Origin of the sequence: Streptomyces sp. NPDC088732 (assembly GCF_044751205.1) — a bacterium.
Taxonomy (GTDB): Bacteria; Actinomycetota; Actinomycetes; order Streptomycetales; family Streptomycetaceae; genus Actinacidiphila.
In genome coordinates this window covers 1-16,305 of record NZ_JBIVLI010000025.1, presented here as the reverse complement: position 1 = coordinate 16,305, position 16,305 = coordinate 1, and the positions used below count along the sequence as shown (strand labels likewise).

At 71.9% G+C, this 16,305-nt stretch carries 27 protein-coding genes; 5 read left to right on the top strand and 22 right to left on the bottom strand.

What is annotated here, in order from left to right; all coding sequences use genetic code 11:
* Window positions 1–57: 57 nt before the first annotated feature.
* Window positions 58–333: a helix-turn-helix domain-containing protein gene (locus tag ACIP9H_RS33475; RefSeq protein WP_401962629.1), complete on the bottom strand. Its 276-nt coding sequence runs from the start codon at window positions 331–333 to the stop codon at window positions 58–60.
* Between the two features lie 170 nt (window positions 334–503).
* On the opposite strand from ACIP9H_RS33475, the gene ACIP9H_RS33470 reads away from it, so the two are divergent.
* Window positions 504–992 (top strand): hypothetical protein, encoded by a 489-nt coding sequence (locus ACIP9H_RS33470; RefSeq protein WP_401962627.1) that lies wholly within the window; start codon window positions 504–506, stop codon window positions 990–992.
* Here ACIP9H_RS33470 and ACIP9H_RS33465 read toward each other — a convergent pair.
* The 5 genes from ACIP9H_RS33465 to ACIP9H_RS33445 all read right to left on the bottom strand — a co-directional run bounded on the left by ACIP9H_RS33465 (window position 989) and on the right by ACIP9H_RS33445 (window position 5,127).
* The gene (locus ACIP9H_RS33465) at window positions 989–2,296 is read right to left on the bottom strand and encodes a hypothetical protein (protein WP_401962625.1); all 1,308 of its coding nucleotides are present in this window, start codon (window positions 2,294–2,296) and stop codon (window positions 989–991) included. The two genes, ACIP9H_RS33470 and ACIP9H_RS33465, sit on opposite strands and share 4 nt — an antisense overlap.
* A gap of 152 nt (window positions 2,297–2,448) precedes the next feature.
* Window positions 2,449–2,907, bottom strand: a complete 459-nt coding sequence (locus tag ACIP9H_RS33460; RefSeq protein WP_401962622.1) for a hypothetical protein — start codon at window positions 2,905–2,907, stop codon at window positions 2,449–2,451.
* A gap of 2 nt (window positions 2,908–2,909) precedes the next feature.
* Window positions 2,910–3,680 carry a hypothetical protein gene (locus ACIP9H_RS33455; RefSeq protein ID WP_401962620.1) on the bottom strand — a complete coding sequence of 257 codons (771 nt, stop codon included), beginning with the start codon at window positions 3,678–3,680 and terminating at the stop codon, window positions 2,910–2,912.
* A gap of 116 nt (window positions 3,681–3,796) precedes the next feature.
* On the bottom strand, window positions 3,797–4,147 hold the full coding sequence (locus ACIP9H_RS33450) for a hypothetical protein (RefSeq protein WP_401962617.1): 351 nt from the start codon (window positions 4,145–4,147) through the stop codon (window positions 3,797–3,799).
* Window positions 4,148–4,242: 95 nt separating this feature from the next.
* Window positions 4,243–5,127: a hypothetical protein gene (locus ACIP9H_RS33445; RefSeq protein WP_401962614.1), complete on the bottom strand. Its 885-nt coding sequence runs from the start codon at window positions 5,125–5,127 to the stop codon at window positions 4,243–4,245.
* A 67-nt stretch (window positions 5,128–5,194) separates the two neighbouring features.
* Here ACIP9H_RS33445 and ACIP9H_RS33440 point away from each other — a divergent pair, with 67 nt between their 5' ends.
* Window positions 5,195–5,356, top strand: coding sequence for a hypothetical protein (locus ACIP9H_RS33440; RefSeq protein WP_401962611.1), 162 nt, complete (start codon window positions 5,195–5,197; stop codon window positions 5,354–5,356).
* A gap of 54 nt (window positions 5,357–5,410) precedes the next feature.
* On the opposite strand, the gene ACIP9H_RS33435 is transcribed toward ACIP9H_RS33440, so the two are convergent.
* The 16 genes from ACIP9H_RS33435 to ACIP9H_RS33360 form a co-directional block, all read right to left on the bottom strand.
* Window positions 5,411–5,848, bottom strand: a complete 438-nt coding sequence (locus ACIP9H_RS33435) for a DUF6233 domain-containing protein (protein WP_401962608.1) — start codon at window positions 5,846–5,848, stop codon at window positions 5,411–5,413.
* An 81-nt stretch (window positions 5,849–5,929) separates the two neighbouring features.
* Entirely contained in the window at window positions 5,930–6,310 is a 381-nt protein-coding gene (locus ACIP9H_RS33430; protein ID WP_401962605.1) for a hypothetical protein, read from the bottom strand.
* Window positions 6,310–6,864 carry a hypothetical protein gene (locus ACIP9H_RS33425; RefSeq protein WP_401962602.1) on the bottom strand — a complete coding sequence of 185 codons (555 nt, stop codon included), beginning with the start codon at window positions 6,862–6,864 and terminating at the stop codon, window positions 6,310–6,312. The genes ACIP9H_RS33430 and ACIP9H_RS33425 overlap by 1 nt, the downstream gene beginning before the upstream one ends.
* A gap of 40 nt (window positions 6,865–6,904) precedes the next feature.
* The gene (locus tag ACIP9H_RS33420) at window positions 6,905–7,315 is read right to left on the bottom strand and encodes a hypothetical protein (protein ID WP_401962599.1); all 411 of its coding nucleotides are present in this window, start codon (window positions 7,313–7,315) and stop codon (window positions 6,905–6,907) included.
* Between the two features lie 13 nt (window positions 7,316–7,328).
* On the bottom strand, window positions 7,329–7,658 hold the full coding sequence (locus ACIP9H_RS33415; protein ID WP_401962596.1) for a hypothetical protein: 330 nt from the start codon (window positions 7,656–7,658) through the stop codon (window positions 7,329–7,331).
* A gap of 33 nt (window positions 7,659–7,691) precedes the next feature.
* The gene (locus ACIP9H_RS33410) at window positions 7,692–8,165 is read right to left on the bottom strand and encodes a hypothetical protein (protein ID WP_401962594.1); all 474 of its coding nucleotides are present in this window, start codon (window positions 8,163–8,165) and stop codon (window positions 7,692–7,694) included.
* On the bottom strand, window positions 8,165–8,653 hold the full coding sequence (locus tag ACIP9H_RS33405) for a hypothetical protein (protein ID WP_401962592.1): 489 nt from the start codon (window positions 8,651–8,653) through the stop codon (window positions 8,165–8,167). Before ACIP9H_RS33405 ends, ACIP9H_RS33410 begins: the two co-directional genes overlap by 1 nt.
* Window positions 8,653–9,051: a hypothetical protein gene (locus ACIP9H_RS33400; RefSeq protein WP_401962589.1), complete on the bottom strand. Its 399-nt coding sequence runs from the start codon at window positions 9,049–9,051 to the stop codon at window positions 8,653–8,655. The genes ACIP9H_RS33405 and ACIP9H_RS33400 overlap by 1 nt, the downstream gene beginning before the upstream one ends.
* An 80-nt stretch (window positions 9,052–9,131) precedes the next feature.
* On the bottom strand, window positions 9,132–9,590 hold the full coding sequence (locus tag ACIP9H_RS33395) for a hypothetical protein (RefSeq protein ID WP_401962587.1): 459 nt from the start codon (window positions 9,588–9,590) through the stop codon (window positions 9,132–9,134).
* Window positions 9,591–9,674: 84 nt separating this feature from the next.
* Window positions 9,675–10,106 carry a hypothetical protein gene (locus tag ACIP9H_RS33390; protein ID WP_401962585.1) on the bottom strand — a complete coding sequence of 144 codons (432 nt, stop codon included), beginning with the start codon at window positions 10,104–10,106 and terminating at the stop codon, window positions 9,675–9,677.
* An 88-nt stretch (window positions 10,107–10,194) separates the two neighbouring features.
* Window positions 10,195–10,620, bottom strand: a complete 426-nt coding sequence (locus ACIP9H_RS33385) for a hypothetical protein (RefSeq protein ID WP_401962582.1) — start codon at window positions 10,618–10,620, stop codon at window positions 10,195–10,197.
* Between the two features lie 180 nt (window positions 10,621–10,800).
* On the bottom strand, window positions 10,801–11,655 hold the full coding sequence (locus tag ACIP9H_RS33380) for a hypothetical protein (protein ID WP_401962580.1): 855 nt from the start codon (window positions 11,653–11,655) through the stop codon (window positions 10,801–10,803).
* Window positions 11,656–11,867: 212 nt separating this feature from the next.
* On the bottom strand, window positions 11,868–12,575 hold the full coding sequence (locus ACIP9H_RS33375; protein WP_401962577.1) for a hypothetical protein: 708 nt from the start codon (window positions 12,573–12,575) through the stop codon (window positions 11,868–11,870).
* Window positions 12,576–12,725: 150 nt separating this feature from the next.
* On the bottom strand, window positions 12,726–13,211 hold the full coding sequence (locus tag ACIP9H_RS33370) for a hypothetical protein (RefSeq protein ID WP_401962574.1): 486 nt from the start codon (window positions 13,209–13,211) through the stop codon (window positions 12,726–12,728).
* Between the two features lie 219 nt (window positions 13,212–13,430).
* Entirely contained in the window at window positions 13,431–13,865 is a 435-nt protein-coding gene (locus tag ACIP9H_RS33365; protein ID WP_401962571.1) for a hypothetical protein, read from the bottom strand.
* 138 nt (window positions 13,866–14,003) lie between these two features.
* Window positions 14,004–14,372 carry a hypothetical protein gene (locus ACIP9H_RS33360; protein WP_401962569.1) on the bottom strand — a complete coding sequence of 123 codons (369 nt, stop codon included), beginning with the start codon at window positions 14,370–14,372 and terminating at the stop codon, window positions 14,004–14,006.
* Window positions 14,373–14,634: 262 nt separating this feature from the next.
* Between ACIP9H_RS33360 and ACIP9H_RS33355 the strand changes: the two genes are divergently transcribed.
* From ACIP9H_RS33355 to ACIP9H_RS33345, 3 genes are all read left to right on the top strand, one after another.
* Complete coding sequence (locus ACIP9H_RS33355) at window positions 14,635–15,348, top strand: hypothetical protein (protein ID WP_401962566.1); 714 nt, start codon at window positions 14,635–14,637, stop codon at window positions 15,346–15,348.
* Between the two features lie 97 nt (window positions 15,349–15,445).
* The gene (locus ACIP9H_RS33350; protein WP_401962563.1) at window positions 15,446–15,646 is read left to right on the top strand and encodes a hypothetical protein; all 201 of its coding nucleotides are present in this window, start codon (window positions 15,446–15,448) and stop codon (window positions 15,644–15,646) included.
* Between the two features lie 191 nt (window positions 15,647–15,837).
* Window positions 15,838–16,275: a hypothetical protein gene (locus ACIP9H_RS33345; RefSeq protein ID WP_401962561.1), complete on the top strand. Its 438-nt coding sequence runs from the start codon at window positions 15,838–15,840 to the stop codon at window positions 16,273–16,275.
* The last annotated feature ends 30 nt before the right edge of the window (window positions 16,276–16,305 follow it).

Sequence of the window (16,305 nt, the reverse complement as noted above, 5' to 3'; positions counted from 1 at the left end):
CGTCGTGCACGGGGTCACACGATCCGCAGCATACGGCACGGCAACGTGCCTGGCGGGTTATGCCTGTTGAGCGTCATCGCGCGGTTGCTCGGCCTCCGTTGCCGGTTCACGCACCAGATCGGTGAGCGGCATCTGCATGGCATCGGCAATGGCCAGCAGCTTGTCGAGGAGGATCCCGGACCGTCCGCTCTCGAGGGCGACGACCGTACGGGGAGAGACGCCGGCAGCGTGGGCCAGGTCCTCCTGCGACAGGTTCCGCCACAGGCGCGCGTCCCGCACATGACCAGCAACGACCTGGTGAAACCGGTCGTAGCGGGCGGGGTCGGGGAGCACACGACCACGGTCACGGAACCAAGATCAAACTGTCACGGCAAACGGATGCGGATTGATTGATCTTGGTCACAGGTGTTCTAATCGAGCCGCCCGTGGGAGAGAACGGGTCAAGCGGGGCCCTGACGTGCTACGTCGGGGCCCTGTCCGGGTGCGCCGATAGGCTGCCCGGCATGGGAGACAACCCGCGCCGCATCAACGAGCCGGCCGCCGCGCACGGCGTCCACACCACCCCGCCCGTGACCGGCCTGCGGGCTCAGTCGGCCCAGCTCATCGGGCACGAGGTCATCATCGCGATCCAGCCCGACACGATCGCCCTCGTCGGCACCGACGGCTCGCTGCAGACCGCAGACGCGATGGAGACCACCATCAAGGCCAACGGCGGACAGCCCCTGCAGCTCCCGACCGCTTTCGCCTCCGCCCCGGCTCCCGGCTGGACCGCGACGCTGAACACGGCCACCGACGAGCTGCTGATCCACCTCCCCGGCGGGCATGCCCTCTACGACGGCACCATGCCGACCACGCTGCAGTGGCGCACCTCGGTCAAGGCGGCCCGCAGTGTCGTGCTGATCACCGGCCCGTTCGCCACCCTCAACGACGTCGAGCCGATGATCCTCGCGGGCCGCGCACACTGGACGCGCATCCCGATCCGCCTGACCTAGCGGTGGAACCGGCGGGCGTGCGCACCCGGCCCGTCCGACATGGCCGTGTAGCAGTCGCTGTCGCAGGCCAGCCCCAGGGACGCCAGCATCCAACCGGCCGGCGCCTCCGTAGTCCCGCAGTTCGCGCAGTGCTTCGCCCCGTCCGCCGGGCACGGCACATTGCCCACCGCCGGCCGCGGGGCCGGCCGGTACGGCTCCGGCGACCACACGTACCGCTGGTACTCCCAGCGGGCATCTCCCAGGACGTAGAACCGGCCGCCGCGGTCGTCGTCCTCGACGTGCCCGCCGTACGCGGCCACTTCCCACCACGTCGCGTCCCGACCGTCCGACAGGACCGCGGACACCTCCTCCAGACGCATCCGCTCACGCCCGCCCAGACTCTTGTCGTACAGCTCCCGCCGCACCGGCGTCCCCACGACCGTCAGCGACTCGACACGGCGCTGCATCTCCTCGGCCGCCGCCTTCTCCGCAGCCTCCTTCGCCCGCCGCTTCTCGGCGGCCGTCGCCTTACGGGCCGCCGCCCGCTGCTGCTTCGCCTTCTCCGCGGCGCGCGCCTTGTCGGCCTCGGCCCGGCGAGCGGCCTCCGCCGCCTCGTGCTCGGCGAGTGTCATCTGCCCCTCGCACCCGCCCTTGTGGCGCGTCTCCCACCGGCCGTCGCCCTCACGGACCATCACCACCGCGGCGGTGCCCGGGGCGACCTCCACACCGCACAGACCGCACGGCGTTCCCACGTCGGCCGGCCGGGTCGGGCACAGGCGCCGGTGCTCGATCTCGACGTCCTCGCCGCGGCCGACGATCACCCCGCCGGACTTGAGCAGCGGGGCCGCACACCACCGGCACGGCCCCGGCTTGAGGTTCGGCCGCCCCGGACCGGGGTCCACCTCGGCCACGGCCTGGCCGTCGACGGGCGGATGCGCCGCCAGGTGTTTGCGGAGCTGCGCGCGGGTGGCCGCCCCCATGGCGGACTTCGAGGTCTTGAACACCCGGGACCACAAGGCCTTGAGCGCGCCGTCCTCCTGGACCACGGACAGCGTCAGGGCGGCATCCAGCAACGCGTACCGCTTTCCGCCGAGGTAGGGGTCCGCCCAGCCGGTCACGGTGTGGTCGACGACCAGGAGCAGCGCCCCGGCCTGCGTGGTGATTGTCGCCCCGTGCCCGACCTCGGGACCGACGACCGTGGCCATGCCCTCGGCGGTCTCGTCCAGCCCTGTCAGGACCTTCCGCCACGACCGGTACACATCCGCGGTGTCCGGAACGGTGGGCACGGTGACGTGCACTCTCGACTGCGGGGACGACGTGACCATGGTGAGGCTTCCCTTCGGTTCGGGTGGCGTCGGCGGTGGCTCTCCACCAACACGCGAAATGGTACAGCAGTAAGACTTGATTGGGGGGCGGTTCGCCGAAAATGCCGACGCGGCGCCCCGGCCACCGACCGGGACGCTGCGCCGTGTTCGGGTCAGGCCATCTCCATGCCGGCGTAGCACGAGGAGTGAACCCAGCCCTCCGCCACGGGGTAGCCGCAGAAGCACTCGCCCTCGACCGCGGGACGGCCCCTCATGCGCCGTGACAGCGCCTGCATCAGCTCGGTGCGGGATATCCACCCCCGCTCGCTGACAAGCTCCAGGAGCGCGTCCACAGAGCGCGTCGCAGCGTCCCAGGCAACGTCCCCGGACGGGTCCGGCCCGCGGGTCGCATCCCATGCGAGCTGCGTGCCTACCTCGTCCTCCTGGCGCACGATGAAGCCGTAGATCCGGCTGCAGTACACCGGGTCCAGCTCATCGAGGTGCCAGATCGTACGCTGATCGTCCTGCCAGTACGCCGACTGAAACAGGAGATCCGCCCAGCGGTCGACGGGCTGCCGGCGGCCGTTCACGATCGTGAAGCAGCCGTCAAACTCCTGCTCTGCGGCAAGCACGGTCACTGTTCCTTCTGCCGGGTGCCGCAGTAGATGCAGGCGATCGGGGAGTCGGACAGCGCGCCCCTCTTCATGAAGTGGCCGCCGACGTCGCCGTCGATCACGTTGCGGGGGCACCCGTCCGGCCCGGCCGCCGCCGCGAGTACGGCGTCTGCGTCGGCCTGGCTGGTGATACCGATGGCGCGCAGCGTCCCGCACGGCCATGGCTTCTGCTCGAGGCCGTGGTCTTTGCCCGCGCACTCTGGCCCGTGGCCGTTGCAGGCCTTCGGCGGGGCGCAGCACCCGTGCGTGGGGTTGCCGATCTTCGGATGCTGCTCGAGCAGCGCGGCCTTGAGCTGGACCTCCGCCAACCGGGCGCCCTCGGCGCGGGCCTCGGTCCGGGTCGAGGCCTCGTGGGCGTCGAGCATCGCCGTGGCCTCGTCGTGCGAGACGGGGCCGCCGGCGAACGGCGCGACCAGGTGGTTGAAGATCCTGCGACGGGTGTCGGCGTGCGACGTCCGCGGGTGGTCGGGGCACGGCTTCCCCGTGACGAGGGATCGGCCGCACGTGCCGGGCGCAACGACGGTCTTCTGCCGCTCGGTGAGTTCGTCGTACGACGGGTGCGCCTCGGCGGCCACTGTGTCGGCCTGCTCGTCGAGGACCAGGGCGGCGCGCAGGAGGCCTTCCCGGTGTTGGGCGGGCACGGTGTCCGGCAGGCCCTGCTCGACGCCGCGGAGGTGGCGTACGGACTTGCGCAACGCGGGGACGTCGCTGGGGTCGAACGTGGCGGGCATGGAAGTCCTTCCATCAATGGGAGTGAGTAGATGCCGGGACACCTCTGGGAACGCCGAGGTCCGGCAGGTTGTGACAGAACGGGGCCCGGGGCGCCCGGCGGCGCCCCGGGGAGCTGCTAGGCGTCGGGGTCGTGCCGGTCGACGATCGCGTCGACGTCGATGTCATCGAGCAGCGCCGCGAAGTCCAGGCGGCCGTCCTCGTCGCGCGGGTAGTCGTCGAACTCGCCCGGCTCGGGCTCGGCCGGCCCGATGAACTCGTTGCCGCACAGGGACACGTCACCGGGGAGCGCGTCGTTGATCGCCTGCCGGTACTCGGCCCGCATCTGGTCCAGCGCACCGGTGTCGATAACGCGCTGCCGCCATTCCGGGGTGCCGGTGCCGAGGACGTCGTCGACTTCGCTGTCGGGGCTGCTGGCGTGGCTGTTCACCAGGCTGCACCAGGTGCCGTAGGGGCGGGTCGCGGTCATGGCGGGGTCCTCTCGTTCGCTGGGTGGCGGGCCGGTGCTCTCCGGCCCGGGGCGGGGCGCCCGCGCGGTGGGGCGCCCCGTGGAGCTGCCAGGGGTCAGGCGATCAGCGTGGTGAGCTGCGACCAGTCGGGCAGCGAGTTCAGCAGCCGGTTCCGCCACGCCATCGCGTAGCGGGGGCAGTTGGAGCAGCTCTGGTGTGTGCAGCCCGGCATCGGCTGGCGCATGGTCGCGTTGTAGGACCACGCAAGGGAGTCGGAGCTGTAGAGCAGGTGGGCGACCCGGCGCAGGCCCGTCACCTTGAAGCCCAGGCCGTGCAGGCGGATGCCCATGCTGGAGATCGTCTCGACGATGCGGACGGCTTCCTTGGTGCTCTGGCGTCGGCACACCGAGCCGAGACCGGCGACCGGCATCAGCGTGAGGTCCACGCCGACCTGGTCGTACAGGTCGATGCAGCGCAGGTAGTCGTCCAGCGTGAACCCCTGGATCACGGGCATCCACGGCAGTTCCGCGTCCAGCGTCATCAGGTTCATGAATGACGCGACCGTCTTGATCTGGTGGTCGTGGACCGTCAGCCCCGTCTGGGCCAGGATCTCGTCCTCGCACATCCAGTCCTGGATGGCGCAGGCGTCGAGCATGCCGATCTCGTCGGCGTACCGGCGGGCCGCCGCGGCGTAGTCGTACGGGGAGACCGTCCACGTGCCGTGCGTCGACAGCTCCGTGAAACCGCCGGAGTCGAGCATCCACGGCGTCACCGCCCGGGGCAGGGTGCTGCGGCCGTCGAGCCGGTGGTGGGACACGCACAGCGGGACGACCTTCTGGCCGAACTGGGCCTTGGCCAGCCAAGACGGCTGGTGCGTGCCCAGATACGTCCACCGGTCGATGTCGTAGTCCACCGGTCGGCCCGGGTCCGTCGGAGCGGCCCGGCGCATGGCTGCACCATCGGCAACGGGGGCGGGCAGGTCGAACAACGCGGCAGACACCACTGCGGTTCCTTCGGTTCGGGCGGCGTTGGCGGTGCTCTCCACCAACACTCCGAATAGTACAGCAATGAGTCCCGCGTGGCTACCGGTCGGACCCGCCCAACTGGGCATGGCGGAACGACCGGTGATCGACATAGCGTGTCCCCAGCACGAGGGGAGGGAACACATGAGCGACACTTCTTGGGCCGCGGGCGACAGCACCTGGGGCTTCGACCTCGGCTGGGAGTAGTCCCCAGCCACGTACGGCGCCCCCTGCCACGGCCCGGCAGGGGGCGCCGCGCTGTCACTCGGGCGGCAACAGCTCCCGCTCCGGCAGACAGATCTCGCACGGGTCCACCGCGTCCCGGACGCCGATCAGCGCCAGCACGGCCGCGTCCCGGTCCAGCTCGGTGCCCTCGGTGATCCAGCACCCGTCACGGTGCAGCACGCCCCGTCCGCGCCCGCCTTCCCCGCCGGCAGGCAGGTGCTGCATGTACCAGCCCGTCGCAGGATCCGTCAGCCATCCCGGGTCACCGGTGGTCACCTCGTGGATCTGCTGCCGCACCCGGCCCAACTGGGTCCGCAAGAACCTCCCGACGGGCTCGAGCCGGCCGCGGTCCGGCGGCAGCTCCTCGTGCGCGCCCGGCCGCGCGTGCTGCTGCAGGGCGCGGTCGAGCTGCAGGCTCAGGTACGTCTCGACGTCCCGTAGGCGCTCGAGGTCGGTCGGCAGGTCAGCGTGCATCCGTCCACCGTATGACCGGGCCCGACGAGAACGGCGCCCACCGCCCTCGTCGGGCCGGGGCGCCGCTCTCACCCGCCGGTGCTACTCGGCGTCGGGCAACTCGAGCAGATCCGCCGGCCACCCCTCGGGCAGGTTCGCGGCGAGGCGTTCCGTCAGCCACGCGGGCCGTTCCACCGTGCCGCGCAGACCGTGATTCCGCTGCTCGTGCCAGCCGACCGCCGTGATCCGCTGGCCCGGCTTCTGGGACTTGAGCCGTCGCGGCCCGATCACAGCGACGTACGCGCTCTCCCGGGTACCGCTGGGGGTTCCCTCGTCGCGGCGGAGGCTGACCTTCACCTGGGCCGGGATGACCACGCGGCCGGAGTCGGGGTCGACCAGGTCGTCGACGTCGGCCACGGGCACCACGATCGTGATGTCCGTGACCCGGGTGAAGGCCTTCGGCAGGAAGTGGATGTCGCTCATCACGCGCTCCCGGTCCGGTCGGCGGCCTCGCTGCCCGTCTCCGCGGCAGGCGGGGGCGCCAGGTCGCAGGGCCAGTTGACGGTCAAGGCCTCGTAGTAGATGCCGTTCGGGTCCGCGGTGGAGCAGGCCGGGCAGATCTGCTGCTCGCTGATGTGGGAGCAGGCCTCGACGTCGGACCGCTCCTCGCCCTCCTCGTCCCAGTAGTCCGGGCACTCGCGCTCGATGCAGTCCGCGGGGCCGCGCCACACGGTGATCGGCTTGTGGGCGTCGGACGCCGGCGCGGTTCCGGCCTTCGCCCGGCACTGCGGCCGAGCACGGCAGAACTTCATGGAGACGGCGTCGCCGTCCTCCTCGGAGCAGACGTCGCACACCTCCCCCATGGGGGCGTCCAGGCAGATGTAGACGTCCTGGGGGCTGCCCTGGTGGCGGTCCCACCACTCGTCGATCTCTGGGCTGTCGCGGTCCGGCTGGGGGCCGTGGGGGCAGTGTTCGCCTCCCGCCTCCCAGTACCAGGTGACAGGGGCGTGCACTTCGGCTTCGGCGGGGGCCGTCATGGCGTGCGGTCTCCTACAGCTCTCGGTGGACAGATTCGTATCAGGACAGCGGTGGTGCGATGTGCTCGGCCTCGACGGCATGCGTCGTGGTGGCCCGCACCAGGCGGAAACTCCGGTCGGGGGACTGACGGACCGAGCCGTCGTAGTCCTCCTGGGCGTCCTCGCGGTTGCCGTGAGGGCCGCCGTAGGTGCGCCAACTGCCGTTGCGCCACTGGGTCATCACGCGCCATGCCCGCTCGGCCGGGGCGGGCGGGTTGAGCAGCTCCGCGGCCTCCTCGGGGAGCACGTGCCGGCCGACGTACACCGCGACGGCCAGAGTGAGGGCGTGGACCAGGTCCTCCTCCCCGCCCGGCACGCCGAGCCGCACCGGGACGGTGTGCACGGTGTCCGCGATGACGGCGGCGAGCGGGCCGAGTTCGGACAGGTCGGGCTCGGTGGGGGTGTGGGTCACAGGTACTCCCTGATCAGGCGGCGGGGGCGGGGCGTGGCGGTGTGGGCCGCGGTCCGTTGTCCGGCGGAAGATGCTTGGCCTGCTGCTCGTTCCACTCGACCCAGCCGCACACCGCATCGTGGAGCTCGTCGAGGGCCGCCAGCACGCCCGCCGGGACGGACTCCCGCTGCAGGTTGTGCAGGGCGTGATGCCACTCGCCCAGTTCGTCCAGGAGGTCGCTGGCGATGCGGGCGGCGGGGTTCTCGTTGTAGGCGACAACGACGGCGTCCGGATCGTCGATGTCGCAGATGAACATGTAGGGCCGGTGCACGGACGGGTGCGGCGTGAAGTCCTGGGCGCTCACCAGATGACTCCCTTCGGGTGCGGGTTGAGCGAGTCAATGGGGGCGGCCGATCTCCCACAGGAACGTGATCTGGCAGTCGTCCGCGCCGCACGGCTCGGCGTCCTCGTCGCACGTGCACGCGGACTCGGCGACCGCCAGGGGCCGGGGCGGCGCGGGCGGCGCGTCGGGGTCGAGGCCTGCCGCGATGCAGCGGGCGCGGAGCTGCGCCGGCGTCGGCTGCTCCCACGGGTGCAGATCCCGGGACCCGACCTGCGCACCACCGCAGTGCCGGGGCTCATCGAGTCCGCACCACCGGCAGCCGTGGACGGCGACCTGCCGGATGCCGCTGTGGAACACTCCGCCGGCGGTGCGCAGGTGCAGGCCGCGCCGGTGCTTGTCCGCGTCGTGGTGGGCACCGACGCACTGGCACGGCCGCCCCGTGGCCTTGCACGCTGCCTCCGCGGCGCGCGCCCGGCGGCCGGCGGCCTCCGCCCGGCGTAGCTCCTCCGCGGTCTCGTACACGGGCATCAGTCGGTCCTCGCTTCCCACAACGGGCAGTCGATGACGGGGAATTTCGCGGGCTGCTCGCTGCTGGGACGGACACCGCAGGCCTCGGGCGAGTCCCAGCAGCCGCAGGGACGGCCGCCCTCGCAGGACGTGCCGGACTCCTCGGGCTCGTGGTGCTCGCACGTGACGCAGGAGCGGACGTCGGGATTGCGGAAGCAGCGGGCGACGTGGCGCTGAGCGGAGTCCTTCCGGGCCCGGGTCTTCCGGCAGTGCGGGCACTGGTAGCGGACCACGGCGACCGGGAGGACGACGGCGACGGCCAGGCGGGCGTCGTACCGGGCGGCGGCCTCGGCCTCGGCGCGCTGCCGGGCCACGGCCTCCCGGCAGCGCTCGTCAGGGCAGGCTTCCTGCGGGCCCTCGTGCGGGGTGACGCCGAGGAACGCGGCAGGGTCGGACACCTCGGCGAAGTGCCCCTCCCGGTCGCTCCAGGGCGAATCGGTGCTCAGCATCAGACCTCGTCCGCGATGGCGGCCGTGACCGCGGCGGCGAACTGCGGCAGCCGCGCGGTCAGCATCACGACGCGGACCGTCTCCGGCTCCTCGTCGCGGTCGCGCGGGCGGCGGTGGAACGTGAAGACGGTCCAGTCCTCGGCCGGCTGCTCCATCTCGACGCGGTCGCCGATGGGGTCGGCATGCTCGAACGGCGTTCGGGCGGTCAGGGCGGCGGTCAGGCGCTCGGCGTCGTCCACGGGCAGCCACACCGATATCTGCGGACCGCCGATGGTCCAGTCGGTGGCGGTCAGGTCTACGAACGGGTACGTGGTGAACCCGGTACGAAGCTCCGCGGTCACCTCTTGGCCCTGCGGGTCGATGTACTTGTACGGGCCGGGGGCGGTGATGGGATCCACGGCGGGTCTCCTGCTTCTTGGCTCAGTGGTGGGTCAGGGTGCCGGGGCGCACCGGTTACTGGCGCGCCCCGGGGCGGCGGTCAGCGGTACCAGTGGCCGAACTGGTTGCGGGCGGTCACGTACATCTCGGCGTGCTCCTCGTCGCGCCACTCGACCGGCGGCAGCGCGTAGCGGACGACCGCGCCGAACCGGCAGGTGGACAGGACGGTTCCGGGCCCGGTGCTGCCGACGTGCTGGATGGTGATCTCGTCACCGGCCATCAGCCCGAGATAGTCGGCGGTCGCCGTGGAGGCCTCGTCCCACCACGCGCGCCAGGCCTTCGGCCCGTACGCGGGCATCGGGAGCGGGCCGAAGACGTCGCCCGGCCGGTGGTCGACGTGCTCGGCCGACACGGTGCGGGGGCTGTAGAGGTGCCCTCGGTCGTAGGCGGCCGGCACGCTCGACACGGGCAGCTCCCCCAGGGCGAGCGGTGCACGGCGCTGCGGCGCGGCCTTCGCGGGGGCCACAACGTCGAGGTCGAACAGGGCGGTGGTCTGCACGGGGAGTCCTTGCGGCTGGATCGGGAAGGGGAGCGGCACCGCCGGGGCGCACCAACTGCTGGCGCGCCCCGGCGGCAGGCCCGGTCAGGGGCGGGTGCAGATGGCGCAGGCCTCGTCCTTGCAGCGCAGGCGGCGGCGGCCCTTGGGCAGGCACTCGGCGGCGATCCGCGGCGTGAAGTGCAGGTCCCGTTCCACCAGGTGCGGCAGGCCCGGACGGTCGGCGCGGAAGGACTCCAGCGCGGGCAGGTCGATGTACCCCCACTCACCCACCCAGTCGTCATTGCCGACCCGGGCCCAACCGAACGCCTCACCGGTGGCCGGGTCGAACTCGGCCACGTACCAGTCGCCCCAGGCCGCGAAGTAGTGCGCGTGGATCGTGGTGTGCTCGGCCGGGATGTCGTCGGTGGCGTACAGGACGGGGACGGCGGCCAACGCGGCCTCCGGCAGGTAGAAGGCGTGGCCCCGCTCCTCGCGGCGGACTTCGGGGGTGCGGGTGACGATCGGCTGAGCAGACACGGGTGGTGCTTCCTTTGCGGTGGTGCGGAGGGGGAAGGGTGCCGGGGCGCGTACGGCCGCGCCCCGGCGGAGGGGGGAGACCGGTCGGTCAGATGACGTCGGTGACGTCGTAGAAGGACGCCAGGCCTCGGGTGAAGCGCCCCAGGTCGAGGCGGAGGGTCGGGGCGGCGAACTCACCGCGCACCACGCCCTCGTACATCGCCTCACTGACAGCGCGGACGGTGGTGTCGATCGCGTAGTAGTCGAGCACCGACCAGTAGTCGACGGCGTACCGCACCACGCGGGTGACGGGGTCGATGTACGACGCGCACCGGATGATCAGGTCGGGGGTGCCGTCGGTCCCGTTGATGACCGACTCCCGCAGGGTCTTCCCGGCCAGCAGGTTAAAGCGGAAGGCCTCGATCTGCTCGGGCATGATGTCGGTGCGGCCGGTCGCGCTGAGGATGACGCGGGGCGGACCGAACTGCGCGTGCAGGGCGGGAAGCGGCTTGAGGGCTTCGGCGACGACAGTCATTGCGGGTGTCCTTCCTTCGGGCTGTTGGCGGTGCTCTCCACCAACAAGAGAAATAGTACAGCAGTGAGAGTTGTGTGGGTAGTGGGGCGCCGAAAATAGCCGTGATGAATCCCGCGAGGCCCGACCCTGTACCGTCCCGCGCCGCCCGACCTGGTGCGGCCGGGCGGCGCCGTGCCCGGGTCAGGCCTGCGCGGACGCCGGCGGCCACACCAGCAGGTGCATGGTGCGCGGCGTGACGGTGCTGGCCGACGCGACGTGGAAGACCTGCCACCCCGCCGCGCGGAGGGCCTCGGCGTAGCTGTCGAGCGCTGCATTGCGCGCGGTGCGCTCCTCGGCCCGGCGCTTGGCGTCCTTGCGGGCCTTGAGGGTCTCCTCGACCCACCCCTCGATCATGTACGACACCCGCACGCCCGTGTTGCCGTCGCCCGGCTCCGGGGTCACGAACGCCCCGTCGGCGCAGGAGCTGCCGGGGTTCGTGCTGAGCGCCGCCAGGGTCACCCCAGCGGTCCGGAGAGCGGAGAGAACGGCGCGGACGTCCTGGTCGTCGGCGAAGGGCGGCAGCGTGCCGGTCATGTCCGCGGCGGCCGGGCGCAGTTCGTGGACGCGGCAGGGACGGACACCCTCGCCGTACTCGTCGGTGCGTTCGGCGCGCACGTAGTAGTGCGGGCTGCCCCAGCTCACGACCGTGCCGGTGTACTCCCGGAACACCTGGTGGGTGCGCTTCTCGGGGTCGAAGCTGACCGGGCGGACGACGACGCGGTCACCGGGGGCGTACCGCTCGGCCTCGGGCTTGACGTCCATGTCGGCCTCGGCGGACGTGGCCGGGCGGAGCAGGACCTCACCGCGGTTGTCCTTGTAGACGATGCGGGCCTCGGAGTGCGCGGCGGACATGGTGCGGACGGCGCGCTTGCCCGGCTGCATCATCGCGTTGTTCATCTCGGCCAGGGCGTCGGCGGTGGGGATCCGCTCGGGGGTGCCGCCGTTCACGGTCCGCATGTGGAAGCCGTTGCCCTTGCGGCCGGTCGCGCTGCTCATCAAGAACTCCTTCATTCGGGTCCGCCGGCGGTGCTCTCCGCCAACACCTCAGATAGTACAGCAATGGGAGTGTGTTGGGTAGTGGCCCCTGTAAATCAGGAGAGATGCAGGCTTCGGGCTCGGTGCTGTACCGCAAGAACAGCGGAGCGCAACGCCGGACGCGTGAACGCCGGCCACCCGATGGGACAGGGCAGCCGGCGAAGCGGGCAGGGTCAGGCGAAGTCGCCCCGGCGCGCGGCGTACCGGCCGCGGGCCACCTGGGCATGCGCGACGTCCCGCGCCGAGTCGACGTCCAGAGCCCACACCGTCAACGCGTGCCCGCCCCGCAGGCTCTCGGCGTGCCGCCGCGCGAACCGGTGCGCCTCCTCACGGGCTGCGGCGTCCTCGGTCGAGAGAGCGGCGGCCCAGGACACCTCGGAGCGGTCCGGCGTCATGACAACCAGGTGCGGGCGGAAGTCGCTCACGCTGTGCGGACGGGTCGGCCCCAGCGCGGTGTCCCGGAGCTGTGCACGGGCCTCCGAGAGTATCCGGTCGATCTGCACACTGGCGCCGGGCTGCCCCTCACGCATCGGGTTCCGGCTGAACCAGGCCGCGGCCTTCTCCCGGACCGTGCTGAACTCCACTGGCCCGTACACACTCACCATCCGGCGCGCCCAGCGCTCCCGCTCGTTGTGCTTGAGAGTGGCGGCCTGCGCGGCGCCGGTGACCCACGACTGCGTACGGCGCAGCGCCACGGCCGCACACCCGGTGCCGAAGTAGCAGGCGTCACCATCCTCGTTCCCGTCAGCGTCGAGGGGGACCACCACAACCGTCCGCTTGAGCTTCTGACGGCCGCAGCAGTCGCAGGTGGTGACGTTGTCGGTGACACCCTTCATGACCCACTGAGACAGGACGGGGACGAGGTGAACTGCGGTGCTCATGACGTTCCTTCGCTTCGGGTGCGCCGGCGGTGCTCTCCACCAACACGCCCGATAGTACAGCAGTGAGAGCGGTTGGGGTAGTCGCCCAAGGGAATCAGGCACAACAGGAACGGCGGGGCCCGGCGCTGTACCCGCCGAACCCCGCCGCGCTCACCCGACCGTGCCGGACACGCCGGCGCGCACTGCCCTCTCACTGCCGAACGGCCCCTGCTCCTCGTCCCTCGTCGGATCGTTGGGCACGGCCCACCAGTCCCGGGGACCTCGCCGGACGACGCGGTACGTCCCTCGCATCTCCGGCTGCCGGGGAAGAGACAGCCACACCGCACGCCCGCGCTCCCACTCCTCGGTGCCGACTGCAGCAGCGATCTGCTCTCGGAGAGCACGGCGCCGGATGTGCGCGAACTGCACACCGCTCATCTGCTCCACCCGCACGGGCCAGTCCTTGAAAGCGTCCCGGTGAAGGTGGTCCTGGTAGGGCTTTGCGATCCACAGCGGCGAGCGGGAACGGTGGAAGTGGTGTACCTGGAGAACCACGCCACCGATCTCGACGTACTGCAGCTCCTGATACCGGCGCTGGCGGGGGGCCTCGCCGTAGATCGGGTTGGTGAAGCTCAGCCGGATGTCTTCGGCTCTCACGGGTGGCGCGTCCTCTCCTGGGGATGACGGACAGCATGCCGAGCGGCACAGACACCGGCGGCCGGCCTGCACGACAGGCAGCACACCAGGGGCCAACTGGACGCCCGACAGACGGGGTTTCTGGACTTTCTGGACCGTTCCATCGCGCGCGGGCGCGTATGGGCCGCAGACGGCCGCACAGGGCCGCCCCGGGGGTGGTGGGGCGGCCCTGGCCGGTCGTCAGAGTTCGCCGTGCTCGCCCATGACCTCGGCGAGCGTGAAGTCGGTCAGTTGGCTCGGGAACGCGGGGAGCTGCCGGGTGGTCTGGAATATGGCGCGCCACTCGGCCCGCAGCTCGGGGTCCATGCGCTCGGCCCAGCGGCGCAGGTCGAGGTAGACGACGCGGGCGCAGTCGTAGGGGACGCCGATGCGGTCGGCGTAGGCGTCGATGGCGGCGGCGCGGGCGATCTGGGCGGAGGCGAGTGCGCGGGCGGCGTAGCCGTCGGGGGCGGTGATGTCGAGGACGGTCAGGCAGTGGGCCCACACCAGGTCGTGGCGGACGCCGGCTCGCTCGTCGGCGTCGGCGGGCGGGATGACGACGTTGACGACCTTCCCGTCCTGGACGAGGGCGAAGAAGTCGCGGGCGGGCTTGGTGAGGGTGACGGCTGCGGTCATGGGGTTCCTCCGGTTCGGGTGGGCCCCGGTGCTCTCCGGGGCGGGGATGGGCGGCGGTGCGCCCTGCGCCTGCACCGGACGGGCCGGTGAGGGGGCGGGGCGCACCGCCCGCCGGGGTGGCGGGCGGTGCGGGCGGGGTCAGTCGCTGAAGTCGCCGAAGAGGATGCGCTCTGCCTCGCGGATGGCCAGGTAGGCGACGAAGTCGGCGCGGGCGAGTCCGGCGGCCTGGGCGGCGGTGTCCGCGTAGGTCTCGAACACGGTCAGCGGGTGCTCGGCGGGGAGCGCCATGATGTCGGCGCGCTGGAGCGCGAGTTCGGCGCTGTTGCCGGAGGCGCGGACGACGTCGATGACGGTTCGGCGGGGCGCGGCACCGGGGGCGGTGTACTGCTCGTCGTCGCAGATGACGAAGTACATGCCGATCTGGCGGGTGAGCTGGGGGCGGTACGTGGGTGCGATGTCCATCTCTTCCGGCGTGGCGGGGCTGTTCTTGGCGAGTGACACGGCCATGGCGCGGTTCCTTCGGTTCGGGTGTCCGGGGTGCTCTCCCCGGTGTCCGGCGGCTTGTTCCCGCCCGACATCTCCGATAGTACAGCAAGGAGAGTGAATGCGATAGTCCCCCCTGAAGCGCGCGCTATCCATGGGTGAACGGTTCCACCGAAGATCCAGCCAGTCTCACCGCTGTACTTTTCTGGCGGGGGTGTGTACGTTCGGTGCCACGCCAACCGGCGGCCCGGGAGAGCAACCCGGGCACCCGAACGAAGGAGCCACCGTGCGCATGCCGCGCCTCGCCGCCCCCGTCATCCTCGCCGCGACCCTGGTCGTCGCCCTCCTCGGCGCTCTCGCCACCCTCACCGGCAGCTCCCCGGCCGCGCCCGCCCCGGCAGCCGGCGTCTCCACCGTCCTGCCCGGCGACGACAACGGGGACGGCCGGATCGAGGAGGACGAGTCGGGCTTCAAGTGCGCCACGATGGGCAACGGCCACTGCGGCACGATCCGCGTGCGGGGCGACCTGCCCACCGGAACGGTCGTCGCGGTCCCCCTGGAGTGCCAGGGAGCCCCGGCCCGCGTGCTGACGCTGTGCGCGACGGTCGAGGCCCAGCACGCCTACACCTACCGCCCCCAGGGCGCGCGCAAGGCGGTCCACGTCGCCGCCGGGCCGGAGCTGCTCGCCACGATCGCCCGGGACGGACTCGGCGCGACCGACCGCGAGTTCGGCGAGGTGCTGGCCGGAGTCCACGCCGCGTACCTCGTCCACACCGGGCAGACCGCGCCGGAGTGCCGGGGCGCCGCAGACTTCACCGCGCTGTGCATGCTCGTCTACGGGCAGCCCGCGTACGGCTGGGACACCCCCGGCGGGGACCGCGTCGACAACCCGGCGGGCCCGGAGCAGATCCGCGACCTGGACGTGAAGCCCGCCGACGGCCCCGCGTTCGCCGCCGCGCTGCGCGCCCTGCGCGACGAGTACCGCCAGCACGCCGCCTGACGCTGCCCTGCCCGGCCTGACACGCTGAAACCGCCCCGGGGCGCACCGACCGCGCCCCGGGCCCCGCCCCGCCCGTCTGGAGACAGGAGAGCCCGCCGTGACCACCACCCCCGCCGCCGCCCCGGAGCCGACCGGCCGCGACTGGACGAAGTTCAACGCCGCAGACTTCGGCCTGGCCTACCGGGTGACTCGGCCCGTGCTGGCCATACCCGACGAGCTGGGCACCGAGGCGCTGTTCGGCGACGAGCCACAGGAGCGCCCGGAAACGCCGGCGCCTGTCGCCGACACCCTGTTCTGACCCGACCGGTTCGGTACAGCAAGGAGAGTGCGCGCCGGAGCGTGACAGCTCCGGCGCCTGGCCACTCACCTGCGGATTCTGAGATCTGTCGATCTTTCTTCGGTGGGGTGTTCCCATCGACAGACTCATTGCTGTACTATTGAGGTGTTGGCGGAGAGCACCGCCGACAACCCGAACCGAAGGAACACCCCATGTCTTCTGCCACCGCCCGCCGCGCCGCCGCCATCCTCCGCGACCGCGCCCGCGCCAACCGCGAGACCCGCACCGCCACCAAGACGGTCGCCGCCGGTCCCGCCCCGATGTCCGCGCACCTCCTCGCGGGCGGTGTCTCCCCGCTCACCGCGCACAGCTACTCGGCCGCCGTCACCAAGAAGGCCAAGGGCCTCGGCCGCACCGCCGAGCAGGGCACCACCGCCAAGAAGCGCCCCGGGAAGAAGGGCCTGACGGTCGCCCGCACCAACGACCTCGGCCGCAAGCGCCACCACCGCATCGTGCCGGTCGCCCTCTGGACGCGCGAGGACATCACCGCCGTCGCCCTGTCCGGCTACCGCCCGAAGAACGCCGAGGTGGCCGACTTCCTCGCCCGGATCGCCCTCGGCCGCCCCGCCGCCGCCCGCGCCGCCGCCTGACCCCCAGACAGCCGGGGCGCGGCACCCCCC